Source organism: Variovorax sp. GW821-FHT09B01 (assembly GCF_059418345.1).
In genome coordinates, this window is the sequence record NZ_JBWKPQ010000026.1 from 1 (window position 1) to 17,083 (window position 17,083).

16 protein-coding genes and 2 pseudogenes are annotated in these 17,083 nt (G+C 61.6%); 8 read left to right on the forward strand and 10 right to left on the reverse strand.

Translation table 11 applies throughout. From position 1 onward, the window contains the following. Positions 1-76: 76 nt before the first annotated feature. Together AC07RV_RS38730 and AC07RV_RS38735 are read left to right on the forward strand one after the other, a co-directional pair. A pseudogene (locus AC07RV_RS38730) lies at positions 77-364 on the forward strand (IS3 family transposase); the annotation flags it as partial. A gap of 39 nt (positions 365-403) precedes the next feature. Then, positions 404-1,539 (forward strand): IS3 family transposase gene (locus AC07RV_RS38735; protein ID WP_492715894.1). Its coding sequence is split into 2 segments (ribosomal slippage): positions 404-656 and positions 656-1,539, totalling 1,137 coding nucleotides; the frame shifts between segments, so codons are not numbered across the junction. Positions 1,540-3,082: 1,543 nt separating this feature from the next. On the opposite strand, the gene AC07RV_RS38740 is transcribed toward AC07RV_RS38735, so the two are convergent. Next, positions 3,083-4,150, reverse strand: a complete 1,068-nt coding sequence (locus AC07RV_RS38740; RefSeq protein WP_492715892.1) for an IS30 family transposase — start codon at positions 4,148-4,150, stop codon at positions 3,083-3,085. Between the two features lie 163 nt (positions 4,151-4,313). On the opposite strand from AC07RV_RS38740, the gene AC07RV_RS38745 reads away from it, so the two are divergent. Beyond that, positions 4,314-4,550, forward strand: coding sequence for a hypothetical protein (locus AC07RV_RS38745; RefSeq protein ID WP_395345084.1), 237 nt, complete (start codon positions 4,314-4,316; stop codon positions 4,548-4,550). A gap of 529 nt (positions 4,551-5,079) precedes the next feature. Here AC07RV_RS38745 and AC07RV_RS38750 read toward each other — a convergent pair. Beyond that, a complete protein-coding gene (locus AC07RV_RS38750; RefSeq protein ID WP_492715890.1) occupies positions 5,080-5,271 on the reverse strand; it encodes a hypothetical protein in 192 nt (63 codons plus the stop codon). 263 nt (positions 5,272-5,534) lie between these two features. Here AC07RV_RS38750 and AC07RV_RS38755 point away from each other — a divergent pair, with 263 nt between their 5' ends. Further along, positions 5,535-6,842 carry a YbdK family carboxylate-amine ligase gene (locus AC07RV_RS38755; protein WP_395345088.1) on the forward strand — a complete coding sequence of 436 codons (1,308 nt, stop codon included), beginning with the start codon at positions 5,535-5,537 and terminating at the stop codon, positions 6,840-6,842. Here the strand turns inward: AC07RV_RS38755 and AC07RV_RS38760 are convergent. From AC07RV_RS38760 to AC07RV_RS38770, 3 genes are all read right to left on the reverse strand, one after another. Then, positions 6,814-7,425, reverse strand: coding sequence for a DUF1989 domain-containing protein (locus AC07RV_RS38760; RefSeq protein ID WP_395345090.1), 612 nt, complete (start codon positions 7,423-7,425; stop codon positions 6,814-6,816). The genes AC07RV_RS38755 and AC07RV_RS38760 overlap by 29 nt on opposite strands. A gap of 10 nt (positions 7,426-7,435) precedes the next feature. After that, positions 7,436-8,131 carry a guanitoxin biosynthesis heme-dependent pre-guanitoxin N-hydroxylase GntA gene (gene gntA, locus AC07RV_RS38765; RefSeq protein WP_431513414.1) on the reverse strand — a complete coding sequence of 232 codons (696 nt, stop codon included), beginning with the start codon at positions 8,129-8,131 and terminating at the stop codon, positions 7,436-7,438. Between the two features lie 319 nt (positions 8,132-8,450). Next, the gene (locus tag AC07RV_RS38770) at positions 8,451-9,770 is read right to left on the reverse strand and encodes an Nramp family divalent metal transporter (protein WP_492715887.1); all 1,320 of its coding nucleotides are present in this window, start codon (positions 9,768-9,770) and stop codon (positions 8,451-8,453) included. Positions 9,771-9,879: 109 nt separating this feature from the next. On the opposite strand from AC07RV_RS38770, the pseudogene AC07RV_RS38775 reads away from it, so the two are divergent. Beyond that, positions 9,880-10,410 (forward strand): annotated as a pseudogene (locus AC07RV_RS38775) (SDR family oxidoreductase); the annotation flags it as partial. Between the two features lie 55 nt (positions 10,411-10,465). Then, positions 10,466-10,861: an SDR family NAD(P)-dependent oxidoreductase gene (locus AC07RV_RS38780; protein ID WP_431514663.1), complete on the forward strand. Its 396-nt coding sequence runs from the start codon at positions 10,466-10,468 to the stop codon at positions 10,859-10,861. Between the two features lie 470 nt (positions 10,862-11,331). Here AC07RV_RS38780 and AC07RV_RS38785 read toward each other — a convergent pair whose 3' ends face one another. The 5 genes from AC07RV_RS38785 to AC07RV_RS38805 all read right to left on the reverse strand — a co-directional run bounded on the left by AC07RV_RS38785 (position 11,332) and on the right by AC07RV_RS38805 (position 15,205). Further along, positions 11,332-11,637: a hypothetical protein gene (locus AC07RV_RS38785; protein WP_395345098.1), complete on the reverse strand. Its 306-nt coding sequence runs from the start codon at positions 11,635-11,637 to the stop codon at positions 11,332-11,334. A gap of 544 nt (positions 11,638-12,181) precedes the next feature. Next, positions 12,182-13,099 (reverse strand): manganese catalase family protein, encoded by a 918-nt coding sequence (locus AC07RV_RS38790; protein WP_395345100.1) that lies wholly within the window; start codon positions 13,097-13,099, stop codon positions 12,182-12,184. A 157-nt stretch (positions 13,100-13,256) separates the two neighbouring features. Beyond that, positions 13,257-13,784, reverse strand: a complete 528-nt coding sequence (locus AC07RV_RS38795; protein ID WP_395345102.1) for a cysteine hydrolase family protein — start codon at positions 13,782-13,784, stop codon at positions 13,257-13,259. A gap of 70 nt (positions 13,785-13,854) precedes the next feature. Further along, positions 13,855-14,385, reverse strand: a complete 531-nt coding sequence (locus tag AC07RV_RS38800) for a DUF421 domain-containing protein (RefSeq protein ID WP_395345104.1) — start codon at positions 14,383-14,385, stop codon at positions 13,855-13,857. A 4-nt stretch (positions 14,386-14,389) separates the two neighbouring features. Further along, a complete protein-coding gene (locus tag AC07RV_RS38805) occupies positions 14,390-15,205 on the reverse strand; it encodes a ZIP family metal transporter (protein WP_395347455.1) in 816 nt (271 codons plus the stop codon). A gap of 450 nt (positions 15,206-15,655) precedes the next feature. On the opposite strand from AC07RV_RS38805, the gene AC07RV_RS38810 reads away from it, so the two are divergent. Then, a complete protein-coding gene (locus tag AC07RV_RS38810; protein ID WP_431514664.1) occupies positions 15,656-16,153 on the forward strand; it encodes a YciE/YciF ferroxidase family protein in 498 nt (165 codons plus the stop codon). A 19-nt stretch (positions 16,154-16,172) separates the two neighbouring features. Then, on the forward strand, positions 16,173-16,697 hold the full coding sequence (locus AC07RV_RS38815) for a DUF4142 domain-containing protein (RefSeq protein ID WP_431513415.1): 525 nt from the start codon (positions 16,173-16,175) through the stop codon (positions 16,695-16,697). The last annotated feature ends 386 nt before the right edge of the window (positions 16,698-17,083 follow it).

Sequence of the window (17,083 nt, forward strand, 5' to 3'; positions counted from 1 at the left end):
GACTCCCGCGGAGGCGCTTAACGACTACCTAAAATCCGCCGCGTAATCCGTGTTGCGACGACCGGTTGAATCCACCCAATGCACCAGCGAGCACTTCCATGAGCTGCTCAAGGAACAAGGTATCACTTGCAGCATGAGCCGAGCGGGTGAGGGCTAGGACAACTCGGCCATGGAGAGCTTCTTCAGTTCATTGAAGACCGAGCGCACAGCCAGAAAGGAGTACCGGTCCAGGGAACAGGCCCGCGCCGATGTGTTCGACTACATCGAGCGGTTCTACAACCCGACGCGCCGTCACTCGACGCTCGGCTATGTCAGCCCTATACAGTTCGAGAAAGCTCAAAATGGACTGCCCCTGGTCCGGTAGACAAACCCCGCCTATCCTTTGAGCATAGGAGGGAGTGCCATGAGCACCCAGAGGTTTACGCCGGAATTCAAGGAAGAGGCGGTCAAGCAGGTCATCGAGCGCGGGTACTCAGTGCCAGATGTCGCAGCGCGCTTGGGTGTGTCGGCCCATAGCCTGTACAAGTGGGTCAAGGCGGTTGCGCCGGATAAATCCGAACAACAGTCCAAGGAACTGCTGGAAGCCAAGAGCGAGATCCTTCGGCTACGCGCGCAAATGCGTCGAGTCGAAGAGGAGCGTGACCTGTTAAAAAAAGCCGCGCGGTACTTTGCCAGGGAGCCCGAGTGAAGTACCGCTTCATGAACGAGCACCGTCATGAATACCCGCTGGCCATGATGTGCCGGGTTCTGCAGGTGGCACGGGCTGGTTTTTATGCGTGGTTGCAATGCCCCGTGTCTGACCGGGCCAAGGACGATACGCGGCTGCTGGAACTCATCCGCCACTCATACGCCGCCAGCCATGGTGTCTATGGTGCTCGTCGCGTCTTTGGCGACCTCCGCGAAGCCGGCGAGAGCTGTGGCCTGCATCGTGTGGAGCGGCTCATGCAGAGCCACAAAATCAAAGCCATACGAGGCTACAAAAAGCCCCGTGCCATTGCCGGTCGCCCGTCCATCATCGCGCCCAACCATCTGCAGCGCGAGTTCACGGTCGATGTGCCCAACAAGGTGTGGGTCACCGACATCACCTACATCCGGACCTGGCAAGGCTGGCTGTATCTGGCGGTGGTGCTGGACCTCTACGCCCGAAAGGTCGTGGGATGGTCCATGAAGCCGACGCTGGGCAGGGAGCTGGCACTGGACGCATTGCTGATGGCTGTGTGGCGCCGCAAACCGCAGCAACGGGTCCTGGTGCATAGCGACCGGGGCAGCCAATATGGAAGCGACGACTTCAAGCGCTTCTGCGCAGCCCACAACCTCGAGCCGAGCATTAGCCGACGGGGCAACTGCTGGGACAATGCCGTCGCCGAGTCCTTCTTCAGCAGCCTGAAAAAGGAGCGCATCCAGAAGCGCATCTACAAGACCCGGGATCAAGCGCGCGCCGATGTCTTCGATTACATCGAGGCGTTCTACAACCGAACCCGCCGCCACAGCCATCTGGGCGGCATCAGCCCCGGGGCGTTCGAACGCGCCTCGGCTTGAGGCAGGGGTTTGTCTACCGGATCGGGAGCAGTCGAAACCTCAGCGCGGCCGCGCGCCGGGCTCTTTTTTAGGTCAGCGCTCGATTGAGACGCGCTGTGCAGGTGGGTCTTGAAAGTTTCCGCAGCCGCTCCTGGATTGATCACCGTCAAAGTTCTGGACAGCCGAAAAGGAGGCTTCTATGACCATGAACTTGCTGCGGCAGAGCGCGAGTTCCCGTCTGCCGGTCCCGTCCTATCGAACCGTAGACATCGATCAAGTACGGATCCTCAGGGCGGCCGGACTCGTCGTGGCGCTGATCCCTTCGCCCTCCAATCTGCTCACGCTTTCGGGTGACGGTCTGGCTGCCCAGGTACTGGCGGTCACGCAAAAGGGGCGGGAAGAACTGGCTAGGTTCGACTACCCGGAAGCTTGGCCACCCCTGTGGCAGAAACGCATGCCGCGGATTTTCACGAAGCATCGTTGGCCCCCGCGGCTACCCAGTAAGCCGGCCGTGCCACCTGGATGCACTAGGCCAGCGGTCGTCAACAAGCCGCGGCGCGCGCGGTTAGACACGCTGGTGTTCAAAAGCTTGTCAGGGATCGCACTGGTCGCCAGAACCTAAGCGCCAAGGGCGCGCTGGCGGGCGTCGCTTGCCCGCCAGTGTCTGTCGATCGGCAGTCGAGCGCATGGAGGAGCCGCCACTACGTGGCCGGCCTCCTCCGCCTGCGAGCCCATGACTCGCCCATGTGGGGTCGCCACCACCTCTCACCCGGGTTTCGCTTGACGAGAGGAGTTATTCTGGAGCGACCGTGACGCGAACTCAACCTGGGCACGAGTGACCTCATCCTCGGATCGGAGCTGCAGCTTTTTGCAGTTTGCGCATTGGTACAGTCGCCGCCAAGGGAGCAGACGCATCCAGGGACGACGTTCGACACGGTAGAGGTGGTTGGGAGTACAGCTGCACGATTGAAAAACGGACATGTCTACCACTAGTTCGAAAGTTGCACTCATTATTCCGAGGCAACCGTGACAAAGGTCACCGTTTTCCGTGGGAAGTTGTGATCGAGCTAACAGGTTGGACCGCAAGTTGACGAAGAGCCGCTCTTACAGGCCCTAGCGAGCTGGTCGGGCGAAGTTGACCGGGTGGTCCGACGTCTGCGAAGGTGCGGATGAACGCTGCCCGCTCCGCTGCCCTCACGGGGCAGTAGTCGACCGAGGCTGGTGGAGAAACATGATCTTCGTCTCCACATTGTTAGTACCTAGTCCTACAGTCTGTTTCGAGACTTCCAAGTCACATCGCAGCTTGTGTGTGCAACTTGGTGGAACAGCATGCCGACGGATTTGGGTAGTCGAATTGAGCGCGCCGCGCTGCCGCTCGTCGGGATGAGAGAGACGTGCGGAGCGCGGTCGTGCTCCAGGCAGCGGCGATGATCAAAGCCCACCTCCCGGCGAATGAGCGCATGAGCACGCGCCCGGTAGTGGGGTTTCGGATCACCGATACAGGGCGGCAGGCTTTGAGTGAACTTCGCCCCTCGGACGCTGGTGAGCCAAAGCGTGGGCGGTCTCAAACTCCAAGTGCAACACCCTCCGGAAACTGCGCATTGTGGTCGAGGCAGTCCTGGAAGAAGGCCTCCGCAGGCGTCTTCCAATCGAGCGTGTTGCGCGGGCGGGTGTTGAGCTCCCAGGCGATCGCATCGAGCTGGCGTTGGCTGTAGACGCTCAGATCGGTGCCTTTAGGCAGGTACTGCCTGATCAGCCCATTGATGTTCTCGTTTCGCCCTCGTTGCCAGGGACTGTGAGGATCAGCGAAGTAGATCGTCAACCCCGTGCTCTCGGCCAGCCGCTTGTGCAGCGCCATCTCCTTGCCTTGGTCATACGTCAGGCTCTTGCGAAGCGCTTCGTCCAGCGGGCCAAATGCGGCCTCGAAGCCTCTGAAGACATCCAGCGCCGTCGCACCATCGACCTTCACGATCATCACGAAACAGGTTCTGCGACACACCAAGGTGCCCACGCACGACTGATTGCGTGCCCCTTTGATCGGGTCGCCTTCCCAATGTCCTGGTACCAGTCGGTCGTTCACTTCGGGCGGACGTACGTGGATGCTGAGCATGTCCGCCAACTTGCCGCGTTGCTCCGCATTGCGGCCGTGAGGCCGGCGCGCACCACGGGCTTGGCGCAGCAATGACGTCAACTCTTTGCGCAGCTCCCCCTTGGGGCGAGCGTAAATGGCGGTGTAGATCGTTTCGTGCGAGGCTTGCATATCGGCGCGTGCGGGCTGTTCGCGCTTGAGGATAGTGGCGATCTGTTGGGGCGACCAGCGCCTTCCCAGCAGTTCCATCGTGCGTGACCACAACGCCGTGTGCGGGCGAAGCTTGCGCACTCGGCGGGCACGCCGCCTCATCCGCAGCGCACGCTTGCCAGCAGACACCGCGTCGTAACCAGGCGCAAGACGCGGACGTCCCCACACCACTTCACCCTCTGCATGGTGGCCGTTGCGTCGCAACTCTCGGGTGATAGTGCTTGGTGCTCGGTTCAGCATCCGCCCAATCGATCTGGCACTACTGCCTTGCAGGCTCATAGCCATGATCACCCCTCGCTCTTCTGCTCTCAACTGCTTGTAACCGCTCGACATACATCACTCTCCTGAGGGCTGAAGAGTGTTGCACTTGATATTTGAGACCGCCGTGGATAACTTCCCTCTCCCGTCAGCCAATGAACCCTCCAGCAGACCCGAGCTCCTGGGAAACTTATCCTGCAGGTTTGAACTTGCCATCCAAGCCGGAGATACCGGCCGCGTGAAGCGGCCCGTGCGGGCGGTCTTCCGGGCGGCGTATCGCAGTGAGGTGGAGGATTGGTTGCTTACTCCAGGTGAGCGGTCCAGAACAGACAAGGATCTGGCGCGGCAGTATTTGCTCGAGCTGCGCGACCTGTCTTATGAGGACGAGCCGCTGATGTGCATCGCCGATATGGTGGAGGACAGACGAGCGGCCGCGATGATCGCCGCAGTTTTCCTGAAGGACTTGGTTGAGTAGCGGGAGGGTGCGATGGGGCCGTAGGCACGACGTCCGAGCGCTACGTGGACTTGCTAACGTCCACAGGGCTCGAATCGCAGCGATGCGCTTCCGCCGCGCTCGGCGATGTAGGCGAGGACCTCTGCCTCCAACCGCGTGCGCACTTCCGCCTCGCTTTCATACATGAACGAAGCAAACACGCTGACCAATCGACGCCCACACCACACTTCTGCGCGCCCGCCCCAAGCGCTCCCGGAAAGCGGGTGAGCGTGAAGTGCCACAGTGGTGGAGTATCGAGAGGCATGGGTCGTGAGTAAATTTCCTCTCGCGGTGCCATGCGTTGCGACGTGTCTGATCCAAACGTCGGACGAAAACTCAGGACGGGTGCTGCTCACCCCTGCGCGACAGCAACGCCGGCCGAAAGATGAGTGCGATCGGGCGCTGCCGCTCGGCAGTTGCCTACGTAAAGTGACTCTGGTGAGGCTCACCGAGCATTAATAGATTTCCTGCCCTTCGGAGGGGCCGGCATGCCAATGGATTTTGCGTCGTATCAAGGACGCTGGGTTTCCGCTTGCGCTTCACGACGAAACCGATATTCGAAATGCGGGCGTTCTCGAGGCTGCCGAAGAATCTCTGCTCGTCCGGAAAGGTTGCCGTTAGGAGCGGCGCGAGTCACAGCGCAACGCACTTCCCAGCCGTCGCGAAAAAACTGGGCGAGAAAGTCTGGTGTGCTGATGATCATCTCGTGGCTGTGGTGAGGGGGAACAGGCTAGGGCTCGAAAAGCGTCGTCGGCGTCTGCGTGCGGAGGGAGGATGCGTAATCCAACCTTCACGCATCGCTGTGCCAGTCCGCACCGGGGGCTGTTGTCGCGATACCGGAGAGCTTCGGTATCAGAGCGCCGTCGATGAGGGTCCACAGCGTCAAATCGCTGCTCCGTTGGACAGCTATGCGCGCAAGGCGCACCAGACGGTGTCAACACACACAGGCACTCTGGCCTGTCCTACGTGAAACTCACCGCAAGCCTGACGTGCTCTGTGGCGAGGTGGCTTGACCTTCCCTTCCATCACAAGCGCGAGGCCGTCATGCCAAATTCCCCGCATCCTTCGTTCGACTTTGCACCGTCCGCTGATATGAGCCTGGGCGTCGAACTTGAACTGCAGCTCATCGATGCAGATTCGGGCGATCTCGCTCAGCGGAGTCCGCAGATCCTTGAGGCTGCGCGTCTTCTCGGGCCTTTGGCACGAGGGGCAATCGTTCCAGAGGTGAGCGCCGGCATGATCGAGATCTCCACCGGTGTCTGTGCGAATGCCTGCGAGGCGGCTGCTGACCTCGAAACCCTACGCAGCAGGGTCTCGTGCGCGGCCGCCGAACACGGCGCCCGCATATCCGGCGGCGGGCTGCATCCTTCCAAGCACTGGTGGGAACAGCAGATCTTCGACAGCCCACGCTATCGCGCCTTGACTTCGCTGTATGGGGAGGTACTCAAGCAGACAACTGTATTCGGGCAGCATATTCATCTTGGGTGCGCTGACGTTGAGCGCGTCCCGCTATTGATGCACCAGCTCGCCAGATACGTGCCGCACTTTATTGCACTCTCTGCGTCCAGTCCCTTCATGGAAGGGAGAGACACCGGATTCGACTCCACCCGGACGTACTGCCCGAACCCGTTTCCCACAGGACCCCGTGCGCCATTTACGAACTCCTGGCATGAACTCACCGAATGTCTGTCCAAATGGCTTGCGTGCGGGGTCATCAAGTCAATCAAGGACTTGCATTGGGACATCCGACCGAAGCCTGAGTATGGAACGGTCGAGATTCGCGTCCTCGATAGCCCGTTGTCTATCGAGCGAGCCGCCGAACTCGCCAGCTTCGCGCAACTTCTCGGAACGTGGCTGCTGGAGTCACAACCGTTTATCCCCCGGGACGAAGACTACCTCGTGTACGAGTACAACAAGTATCAAGCCGCGAAGTTCGGCCTGAAAGCAATCTACGTCGATCCGATGACACGGAAACAATTGCTTCTGAGAGACCACCTCGGGAACCTGCTGTCGACTTTGGCGCGCCACGCGTCGGCGCCGAGAGATGAAGAACGACTCGCAACCCTGCGCAAGGTGGTGAGCACCATCCAGAACGACGCAACCGTGCTGCGCAGCTTGAGAGGCCGCTGCCGCAGCGTCAAAGAAATGGCGCTCCTTGCAGCGGGGATGATGGAAACATCTCAAAATCCGGACGATACTGTGCGCGCCTCGATGCCTCTCTTGCCTGCCAAACCCCGCGAGCCTCTTAGCGTATCTCGTAGTCAATGGGCTTGAAAGAGCCATTGTTCGAATTTTCGGCCGAACACGCTGTCAATCCGCAGATGAGGTCCATCTCAGCGCGTAGTTCAATAAAGTCGCCGGCGCGAGACGTGGGTGGCTTGACTTGAACCTCGCCGGTCTCGGTGACGCCGACATTCATGAAAACATTGAACGTTGTTCCAATCTGGTCCGGACGAATTCCGTACGGTTCAAAAGCTCGGTACAGATTCTCAAAGCAGCTGGGGTGATGCCCGTGGTGCTGATAGAGAATTTCGAACATCTCCTGGCTGCACGGGGTTAACAGGAAGTCGTGTCGACCGACCGTGTCATCGACAATGCGAAACATTGGACGGCTGTTGTTTGCGTAGAGTAGATCGCCCTTGGTCAGGTAGATCTTTGAAGCATAGTCGATGGACCGCCCGGAGGACAGGCTACAACTGTGGTCGTCCTGTGCGAAGGCGTACAGGTCGGCAACTTGTTCGCCGAATGGATCGTTGATGCGCAGGATCTGGCCGCTTCGCAAAGTGAAGGCGACGCCCGACTGCGGCGGGATACGGCAGCAGCCGGCCGCGTGGGTCAGCGTTTTCTCCTCAATCATTCGATTCCTTTCAAGAGTGATGATGAAACGGACACTTCCAGTTAGATTCCACGGCCCGTCCGGAGTACTGGCGCGCTTCAGAAGCTTCACCAAAGCGGGCGAGCACAGGATTGATTGATCCCTGCAGGTCAATGTCGCGCTGCCGGATAGCCTCCTGCATCGACTGGTACTTCCCAGACGCTTTCATTGCTTCGAACTGATCGTGGAAGTTGAAGACCAAGCAAGGCACGGCCGACCGGCGCGCATGGCGTGAAGCCTGTGGATGCATGCCCACGACGAAGAAGGCGCGACCTCCCACGCTAAATGAGAAGTCGCAGCGCTCTGAATCGTGGCTGACTTCACAGTTCCACTGATAGCCGCGTTCTCGATCGAGGTCATGCAACGATTGAAGTTGGGTCCATAGGGCTTTTTCGAACTCGATCTCGTTGGTGGGAGATCCGTCGAACAGGGCCACAAAGCTCACCGGCACGACGCCAGGGTCAGGAAAGGCCGCAGAGTAGGCTATAAGGGCGTCGAAAAGCTCTGGAGTCTGAGATGGATCTCCAAGCGTCCGCAGCTCGATGAACTGTATGCGTTTCTTGTTGAGCGCGGATTTCGCGCCTACGCATGGAAATCCCTCGGACGAGATAAACGCGCGCATTCCCTCGATGCGAGATCTGTTGGACGAAGGCTCCGTTTCGGCGGGGGAGAGGAGTTGATCTGTCATGCATCAACGGTCGGCAAGCGTCCCGGCCCTCGTCGAAGGCAAATCCGCCATTCGTGTGTGCGAAAAAAAATCTTGCGTGTAGGCCGCGCGGAGCGAGAGGCAGGACAGCTCCGACGAGCTTCTGCCGCGGTCGCGCTTTCTGCGGCTCTCGCCGCCACGGCTGTTGCAATCAGAAGGGTCTCTGTGAGAACCTACAGCTGCGAGAACCCCACGTGTGCAAGCAGCGCCAATGACGAGGAAGATCGCATCACGAGCCAGAGGCCCAACGCCATCGTGCTGACTAGCACTCCCACTGCCGTTGGCCTTCTAGCCGCTCGTGTCAGGAACGCAGGCGGGTCCAGAGAAAGGCCAGGGTCGCCAGCGCCATGACCGCGGTCGCGGCCCAGCCCAGCACCCGCCAGTGCAGCGGCAGCACCAGCTCGCCCATGAGGCGGCGGCTGCCGGCGGCCCACATGACGCCGACCATGATCGGCACCGACATCAGCGAATTGAGCACCGCCGCCCACACCAGCGCTTTCATTGGATCGACGCCGCACAGGCTGATGCCGACGCCGCAGGCCATGGCGGCCGCGAGGATGCCGTAGAAGGCCGGCGCCGCGCCCACCGGCTGCTCGAGCCCGCGGCGCACGCGCAGGAACTCGGCGCAGGCATAGGCGGCGGAACCGCCGAGCACCGGCAGCGCCAGCAGGCCCGTGCCGATGATCCCCAGCGCGAACAGCGCGAAGGCCGCGCTGCCGGCCACCGGGCGCAGGGCCTCGGCCGCCTGCGCGGTCGAGCCCACGTCGGTCTGGCCGTGGGCATGCAGGGTGGCGGCCGAGGCCACGATCATCGAGAAGGCGATCGCGTTGGAGAAGCCCATGCCGACCCAGGTGTCGAAGCGCAGCCGGCGCAGTTGCGTGCGCGCCTGCGCGGGATGCGTCCTGAGCGCATGGTCCTGCGGAACGCGTTCGATCTCCTCCACCTCCTGCGCCGCCTGCCAGAAGAACAGGTAGGGGCTGATCGTGGTGCCGAGGATCGCCACCACCATCTGGATGCTCTCGGCATCCCAGTGCAGGCGCGGCAGCAGCGCGCCCGCGAGCGCGGCCTTCCAGTCGACATGCGCCACCAGCGCCACGCCCACGTAGGCCAGCAGCGAGAGCGTGAGCCACTTGAGCACGCGCACGTAGCGGTGGTACGGCAGCCAGGCCTGCAGCGCCAGCGACAGCAGGCCGAAGCCCAGCGCGTAGAGCGCCTCGGGTCCGCCCAGGCCCAGCCGCGCGACCTCGGCCATGGCGCCGATGTCGGCCGCGAGGTTCACGACATTGGCGACCAGCAGCAGCACGACCGCGAGCAGCACGACCGGGCGCGGCCACAGGGTGGCGAAGGCCGAGGTCAGCCCGCGGCCCGTGGTGCGGCCGATGCGCGCGCTCGCGAGCTGGATGCCCACCATCAGCGGATAGGTCAGCAGCAGGGTCCAGCCCATGCCGTAGCCGAACTGCGCGCCGGCCTGGGTGTAGGTGGCGATGCCGCTGGGGTCGTCGTCGGCGGCGCCGGTGATGAGGCCGGGGCCGAGGCGGTTCAGGAAGCCGCGCTTCGCGGGAGGCTCGGCGCCTGCGCCAGCACTGGCGTTGTTCTCGTCCTGCTCGCTCGGCCTCGGCATGCTCGCCTCGTCGGTGACCACGGGAACCCGAAAGTAGTGCGCGATCACAGTTCCATCTGTAGGACGCTGCTGCAACCTGGATGCACTTTGAAGGCAAGACCACGCCCCCATGCCGATCAGACGCATTTTTCGAACAGAACTATACATTGGTTCGCCTCTCGCCTACATATGCGCATGGCATGCCGGAAAACGCTGGAGGCTACAGATTCCACCACACGTCATCAGCCATCATTTGCGCGAGGCACTTCATGTCCAGTACTTCTTACCAACTTCCCCGCGGGTGCTTCGCCGTGGTCACCGGAGCGTCTTCCGGTATCGGCCTGGAACTTGCACGCTGTTGTGCGCCGCCGGCCTCGATCTCTTGATCGCGCTCGACGAGCCGGAAATCGAGGCGGCCGCGATCGCATTGCGCCATGCGTGTGTCTCAGTGATTGCTTCGCAGGTAGATTTTTCTACGCTCGATGGCGTTGATCGATTAGTGGCCGCCGTCGGTAATCGTCCTGTGGATTGCTTGCTCGCCATCGCGGGCCGTGGCCTTGGTCATGCGTTTGTCGACGAAGCCTTCTCGCAGGCAAAGCTTGTCCTCGACACCAACGTTACCGGCACCATCTACCTGATTCACCGGTTGGCCGGCCCGATGCGCGCACGGGAGTCGGGGCGTATCCTAGTTACGGGGTCCATCGCGGGCTTCATGCCTGGGCTCCTACCAGGCGGTCTACACCGGCACAAAGGCTTTCCTCGATTCGTTCTCGCTCGCCTTGCGCAACGAGTTGAAGGATTTCGGCGTAACCGTGAGTTGCCTCATGCCCGGACCGACGGACACCCGGTTCTTCGAGCGTGCGGACATGCTCGATACGAAAGTGGGACAGGACGGCAAGATAGCCGACCCAGCAGAAGTGCCGCGCGTCGGCTTCGAGGCGATGCTGAATGGAGAGGCGGACGTGGCGGCGGGCTGTAAGAACAAGTTGCAGGTCGCGATGGCCAGGGTCATGCCGGCGCAAGTACTGGCTGAGCAGCACCGCAAGATGCCGAACCCGGAAGCGGCGACCGCTGAGCGGGGCACTATGGAGTTTATGAGAAGCATCGAATGATCCCGATGAGCTTGCCCGACTGCACGAGACTCATCACCACTGCTGCGCGCTGGCCGGCCAACTCGCTGCCCGCGAACAGCCACTTCTTCGCGCCCTACTGGCGCAGTTCGGCAGTGAACCGTCGACAGCCATGCCGACCCTTGTGACCTTGAAGATCTCGCGGATCTTCACTCAGCTCGCTGTGCTTGTCAGCTGCGCCGAGCGCCTTCAGCTCGTAGCAGAAGCTGCTGCGCGCCAGCTCTGCCGCGCAGCAAATCGGCAAGAAGGATGTTTAATCGATCACGATCAACGTCCTTTCACGGGCGCAGAGCGCGACTTGGTTCGACCCAAGGCCTGCACTTTTTCAGGTAAGCATTCTCCGCCTGCAGCTGCTGAAGATCGCGTAGCAGCTCGCCGCGACTGCGTTAGTCACTTGCCGCCGCCTCACGGTCATCGCGCCTCCTCGGCGGCTTGCTTATCCTCGTCTGTTCCTATTTCCATCCAGGCTGCAAGGCGGGCGCGCCGTGAGCGGCATACGCCCGATTCCACTCCGCTGTCAGGCTGAGGGGCCGGATGTTGAAGAGGGCCGCAGCCAGCCAGCCCGACAGGCCCTCATCCTGCATCCGGTGCAGGACCTCGAGCTTGGAGTCGACATCGGAGTTGGCGCGCTCCCGCGCCAGCAGACCCAGCTTTCCCACTGGCCTTGTAAGCGTGCTGGCGGTAGCGCGCAATTCGCCAGCGCCCTTTCTGTAGGCCATGACAGCAGCAAGCTTCTGTTTCTCTCTGTACTCGGCCATTTCGATTCCTCGAGTTCGTCCAGGTTTCGGGGGCCAGATAGATTTGGTTGGACGCCATCCTCGGGAGCCGCAGCGACTGGCGCAAGGTGGGACCGCTGGGCGCCCACATGGCAACCGCCGATTCGGTGAAGCTTCTGTGATAACCGGGTGGCGCAAGAAGACCTCGGGCCCCCGGGCGTCAACGTAGCACCACGGGGGCGAAAATGACATAGAGTAGGGCCGCCTGCTCAGCGGTGCGGTTCGACCGCCCCGAGCTAGTGGCGCTCTCGACGATGCGCCGCAATGTGGCCTGCGTATAAGGTGACACGGGGTATCTCCAGGTCGACGCTCATGCCCTCAACTATCTGCGTGACGAGCGGGCCCGAACGCGCAACAGCTTCGAGCAACGTTTCGCTGCCCAGCTTCAGGTACTCACACGCACAACCGGTCAACTGGACCAGCACTCTGCCATGCGAGGAGCGCACTGAAATCTCGTAGCCATTGCTCTCAGTCGGCGAGGGTGCCTGGACCGCGAGCGGGGGGCGCGGCGATCCAGGCCGCCCAATCACGGCTTGGCCTTTTCTAGCTGAGCGGACAGTTCATCCAGCACCGCGTCTTCCCCCATACCGAGTTCAGCGCCGGTCTGCGGATCGCTGGTCGGATCGGAAGCAGTGCGCACCGCCAGCGCGTCCACGGCAGCTTCTTCTTCCGCAGTCAGATTGACCGAAGCGTCACCACTGCCTCCGTCGACGGGGCACTGCGGCAGTGGGTCCTCGACGAAATCCCATTGCTCTCCCTGATTCCACGGCCCGCGCACATCGCTTCCCTTCGACATGTTGAAGTACACCTTCGTGAACTCCGGCATGCCGGGAAGCTTGCCGGGTGGGAAGTTCGGCGTGATCGCATAGAGCGCCTTCTCGAACGACTTCTGGTGCGCGATCTCGCGTGTCATCAGGAAGCCCAAGGCTTCTTTCACCCCCGGATCGTCGGTCAGGTTGATCAGTCGCTCATAAACGATCTTGGCCCGTGCTTCGGCCGCGATGTTCGAGCGCAGGTCGGCCGTGGGTTCGCCGATGCTGTCGACGTAAGCCGCGGTCCAGGGAACGCCCGCTGAGTTGACCAGCGCAGGTCCACCGCCATACAACACCTGCGTGAGGTGGCTGTCGTTGCCAGCGCCCGTGATGGTTCGATAGGCCTCTGCTTCCGAGTCGACGCCTTCGGCCAGCCTTCCTTTCGCGCCGCGGTTGAGCATGGCAACCATCGTACCGATCACTTCGAGGTGACTGAGCTCTTCGGTGGCGATGTCGAAGAGCATGTCCTTGCGGCCCGAGTCCTCCTCTGCGATGGCCTGTGTGAAGTAGCGGCAAGCGGCGGCGAGCTCACCCTGGGCGCCGCCGAACTGCTCTAGCATCAAGTTGGCCAAGCCTGGATTTGTTTCACTGACGCGCAAGGTGTACTGAAGACGTTTGTTGTGAGAGAACATGATGAAGCTCCATGGTGGGGGTGGATGGGTCCAGCTCAACTGAACTGGAAAATTAATCCTGGGCTTCATCCACGAGTCGATGCACGGCGGATGCGGACGGCATGCGTAGGAATCCACCCCGCAGGCCCCTGGGTTCTCCAACCAACGCCCGCCGTCGCTAAAACCGCAGGCGCGGGGATGCGGTAGTAGGAATGTTGTGGATCTGTTCCAACTGCCGCAGAACGAGGCGATTGCGCTGCGCCGTCTGAGAAGCCACGCAGTCCTTCGGCACGACCACTTCGAGGTCGCGCATCACCGCTTCGGAGGCAGTCACCAGAATGCACTGGTCGCTCGCCACGCCGGTGAGGATCAGCTGGGAAGCTTTGAGATGTTGAAGCAACAGCTCAAGAGGTGTGCCAAAGAAGGCGGACTGCTTGGGCTTGAGGACAAAGTAGTCCTCTTTGCTCGGCATGAGGAGTTCTGTAATCTTGGCGCCTCGGCCGCCGCCGCGATACGCATCGTCGATCAGCGTGCGGAGGTCGGACCGCCAGCGACCAGCGTTGTCATTCGCGTAGATGACCGGCACGCCGGCGTGGACCGCCCTCGCTTTGAGGCGAGCGATGTGAGGAGCGATTTGCGCGGCATAGCGCACCAGCTTTTCTCCATCTTCGAAATCCCAGCAACTGATCATGTCGATCACGAGCATGGCGAGGCCCCCGCTGGCTCTCTCCGTCGCCAGCCTTCCCGGCACCTTTGAATGAGCCCCTTCGGCGCGTTTATTGTCCGGGCGGGCCATCATGCCCCGAGGGAGGCTTGACATCGCCTCCATCCCTTCTGAAGACGCTCAACTGGCCGTCTGCTTCGAGGCGCGCGATGCGGACCTGCCGCAGCGACTCCACCCCCTGCTGCCGCAGCTTGCCCATCAGCTCGTCCGTCGAAATCATCTCCCGGCGCAGCGCGCGCTGATTCAGCTGCCCATGTCGCACCAGCACCGCAGGCAAAGGCTCGAGCAAGCGGGAGATTGGTTCGAATCTGTAGCTGAGCCAGTCGAGGACGAAGTTCCAGGCGATCAGCGTCCCCAGCAGCACCAAGCCGTCATTGATGGACTTGTATTCGCCTTGCATCGCATTGCTGGATGCGTCGGCAACCAACACCACGAAGAGCAGATCCGCCACGCCCATGGACCCGATGTCGCGACGCAGGACAAAGCGAAACACCAGAAGCAGGAACCAGTAGACCACGGTTCCCCGCACCACCATGTGCCAGACAGGAAAGTCTCGACCGAAAAGCGAAAGAAGCTCGTCCATTTCTTTACCCTAGTGCCGTGTCAAGAACCATCATCACGACGAAGCCGAGCATGAGCCCGCCTGTGGCGAAGGTCTCGTGGCCCTGCCTGTGCGATTCCGGAATGATCTCGTGACTGATCACGAACAGCATCGCTCCCGCGGCGAGGGCAAGGCCCCAGGGCAGCAGCGAGGGCGAAATGCTGGTCAGCGCGGCGCCGGCCACCGCTGCGACCGGCTCGACCAGCCCGGAGAGCACCCCCACGCCCGCCGCCTGCCATCGGCTGTAGCCCACGCTGCGAAGGGCGAGCGCCACGACCAGGCCCTCCGGCGCATCCTGGATCGAAATGCCGGTCGTCAGCGCACTGGCTCCCACGGGGTCGGTTCCTGCGAAGGCCACGCCGATCGCAAGGCCCTCCGGGAGGTTGTGCAGGATGATGGCGAACACGAAGAGCCAGATCCGCTTCATCGTTCGAGACCCTGGGCCCTCGGCCCCCTTGACGAAGTGTTCATGGGGAATGGTGCGATCGAGCGTCAACACCGCAAGGGCGCCCAGCAGGATGCCCGCTCCCACCATGGCGCCAGCCCCCCAATGCGAAGCTCCTTGTCCCTTGGCGGCTTGCAGCGCGGGGATGATCAGCGAGAACGAGCTTGCGGCGAGCATCACTCCGGCACCGAAGCCGAGCATGGTGTCGTAGACGCGCTGCGAAAACTGCTGCGAAAGCAGGACTGGGATGGTGCCCAAGGCCGTCGCGAGCGCCGCGATCCCTCCCCCGGCAAGCGCCAAGCGGATGGCAGGTGCATCGTCCATCGCCACCACGGCTTCGTAGCCCATCACGAGCATGCCGAACCCGACGATGCCGATGCCACTCCAGCGCCTCAGGCGCTTGCCCTTCGAGCCACGGTGTGAGATGGATAGAGGATTCAAGTGAAGAGGCCCGGCATCGCGAACAAGAAAAAAAATGAGCCCGGCCGAAGCCGGACTCCAATCTTCGGCACCCGCCGAAGACCCCAATTCATGCGGCTGCTTCCAGCGCAGGCATCCGGATCGATCACCTCCCAGGAAAAGGAAAGACGGGGACACCGGTCAAACATGAAATTCACGTAAACCGTGTCGAGACCGTGTAGGTCGAACGCTACCTATGAATAGCGAATGCTGGCAATCGCCGCGCTGCTCGCTAACGCACAGCGTCGTAGCCTCTGCGACTACACGCCGAGCTCTGCGTCGGCCCCTCACTGCTTGCTGCTGTTTCGTGCTCCTACGGATAGCAGCCTTGCATACCAAAGGATCAATATGCCAATCAAGACCCCTTCCGAACTATTCATCCACGATCTTTCGGATACCTATAGCGCAGAGAAGCAGATGACCCGCTCGCTTCCCAGGCTCGCCCGTGCGGCCACGGACCCTCAGCTGGCTCAGGCCTTCGAGGATCACCTCGAGGAAACGCGCGCGCAAGTCGAGCGGATTGAAGAAATCGCCGAGGCCCTTGGCCTGAAACTCAAGCGCATCAAGTGCGAGGGCATGGCCGGCCTGGTGGAGGAGACCCTGTCCATGGTCGATCAAGTTCAAGAAGGACCGGTGCTGGATGCAGCGTTGATCGGATCGGCCCAAAAGGCCGAGCACTACGAGATCGCGAGCTACACCTCGTTGATCCTCATGGCGATGAAGCTGGGCTATGCCCCGGCGGTGCCGCTGCTGCAAGCCACGCTAGCCGAGGAGCAAGCGACCGACAAGCGCCTCGGCGCCATGGCGGAGGCCAGCGCCATCGAACAAGCTGAAGCGACGAGCTGACCCGTTTCAAAGGATCAAGATGAAAACCCTATTTCGTACCGCCACGGTCGCAGCCGTCTTCGCCGTCACCTACGGTCTGAGCTCTGCGGTGTTGGCTCAGGCTAAGCTCGAGGCCGCTGACGCATCCATGCTCAAGGACATCGCGCAAGCGAGCATCGCGGAGGTAGAGACCGGGAAGGTCGCCGTCGAGAAAACGAACAGTGCGGACATCAAGAAGTTCGCCCAGATGATGGTCGAAGACCACACCAAAGGCCTGAGCGACGTGGGGTCCCTGGCCAAGAACAAGGGTGTAGAACTGCCCGACGGACCTGACGCGAAACACAGAGCAGCGATGCTGAAGTTCAAGGCGCTTCAGGGCGATGCTTTCGACCGTCAGTACGTGAAACAGGCTGGCGTCGATGACCACGAAGCGACCGAGAAGCTGCTCAAGAAAACCCAGGCCGAGGCAAAGGACCCTGAAGTAAAGGCGCTCGCAACAAAGATGCTGCCTGTGGTCCAGGGCCACTTGGCACATTCGCAGCGGCTTGCAGGTTCAGTGAAATGATAGTCGTCGCTGTCGAACGGTGGTGATGTTCGACGCCGGAGGGAGCGCTGACCAGAGCGATCTCGGCCCTCCGCGCGTTCGCTGGTCATTTTCCGAGGAGGGGGGCCGGATAAACCTCGGGTGGGGAGCCCTCATTCGAACGAGCTCTCTTTCGTAGGGATTCGATGTCCAGCGAGCATGCATTTGTTTACCGGGGCCACGCATTTCGGATTGAGCTTCGACCGAACGACGTGGCCAGTACCGGGCGAGTGTGGAGGTGGTTTCTCCTGCGCCATCCCTTGCGCCTCCCGCAAGGCATTGATCTTCATGCAACAGCAGCTCAGGCACTGCGGCATGGACGACAGCAGGCCATGCGTTGGGTGGACGAGCGTCCTGTGGACTCACGC

Bases quoted from the DNA above. Each gene is read 5' to 3' on its own strand.
- AC07RV_RS38785 (WP_395345098.1), bottom strand. From the start codon at position 11,637: ATGGCCGAGTACAGAGAGAAACAGAAGCTTGCTGCTGTCATGGCCTAC.
- AC07RV_RS38770 (WP_492715887.1), bottom strand. From the start codon at position 9,770: ATGCCGAGGCCGAGCGAGCAGGACGAGAACAACGCCAGTGCTGGCGCA.
- AC07RV_RS38740 (WP_492715892.1), bottom strand. From the start codon at position 4,150: ATGTCGAGCGGTTACAAGCAGTTGAGAGCAGAAGAGCGAGGGGTGATC.
- AC07RV_RS38815 (WP_431513415.1), top strand. From the start codon at position 16,173: ATGAAAACCCTATTTCGTACCGCCACGGTCGCAGCCGTCTTCGCCGTC.
- AC07RV_RS38810 (WP_431514664.1), top strand. From the start codon at position 15,656: ATGCCAATCAAGACCCCTTCCGAACTATTCATCCACGATCTTTCGGAT.
- AC07RV_RS38790 (WP_395345100.1), bottom strand. From the start codon at position 13,099: ATGTTCTCTCACAACAAACGTCTTCAGTACACCTTGCGCGTCAGTGAA.
- gntA (WP_431513414.1), bottom strand. From the start codon at position 8,131: ATGACAGATCAACTCCTCTCCCCCGCCGAAACGGAGCCTTCGTCCAAC.
- AC07RV_RS38760 (WP_395345090.1), bottom strand. From the start codon at position 7,425: ATGATTGAGGAGAAAACGCTGACCCACGCGGCCGGCTGCTGCCGTATC.
- AC07RV_RS38795 (WP_395345102.1), bottom strand. From the start codon at position 13,784: ATGCTCGTGATCGACATGATCAGTTGCTGGGATTTCGAAGATGGAGAA.
- AC07RV_RS38805 (WP_395347455.1), bottom strand. From the start codon at position 15,205: ATGCTCGTGATGGGCTACGAAGCCGTGGTGGCGATGGACGATGCACCT.
- AC07RV_RS38800 (WP_395345104.1), bottom strand. From the start codon at position 14,385: ATGGACGAGCTTCTTTCGCTTTTCGGTCGAGACTTTCCTGTCTGGCAC.
- AC07RV_RS38750 (WP_492715890.1), bottom strand. From the start codon at position 5,271: ATGATCATCAGCACACCAGACTTTCTCGCCCAGTTTTTTCGCGACGGC.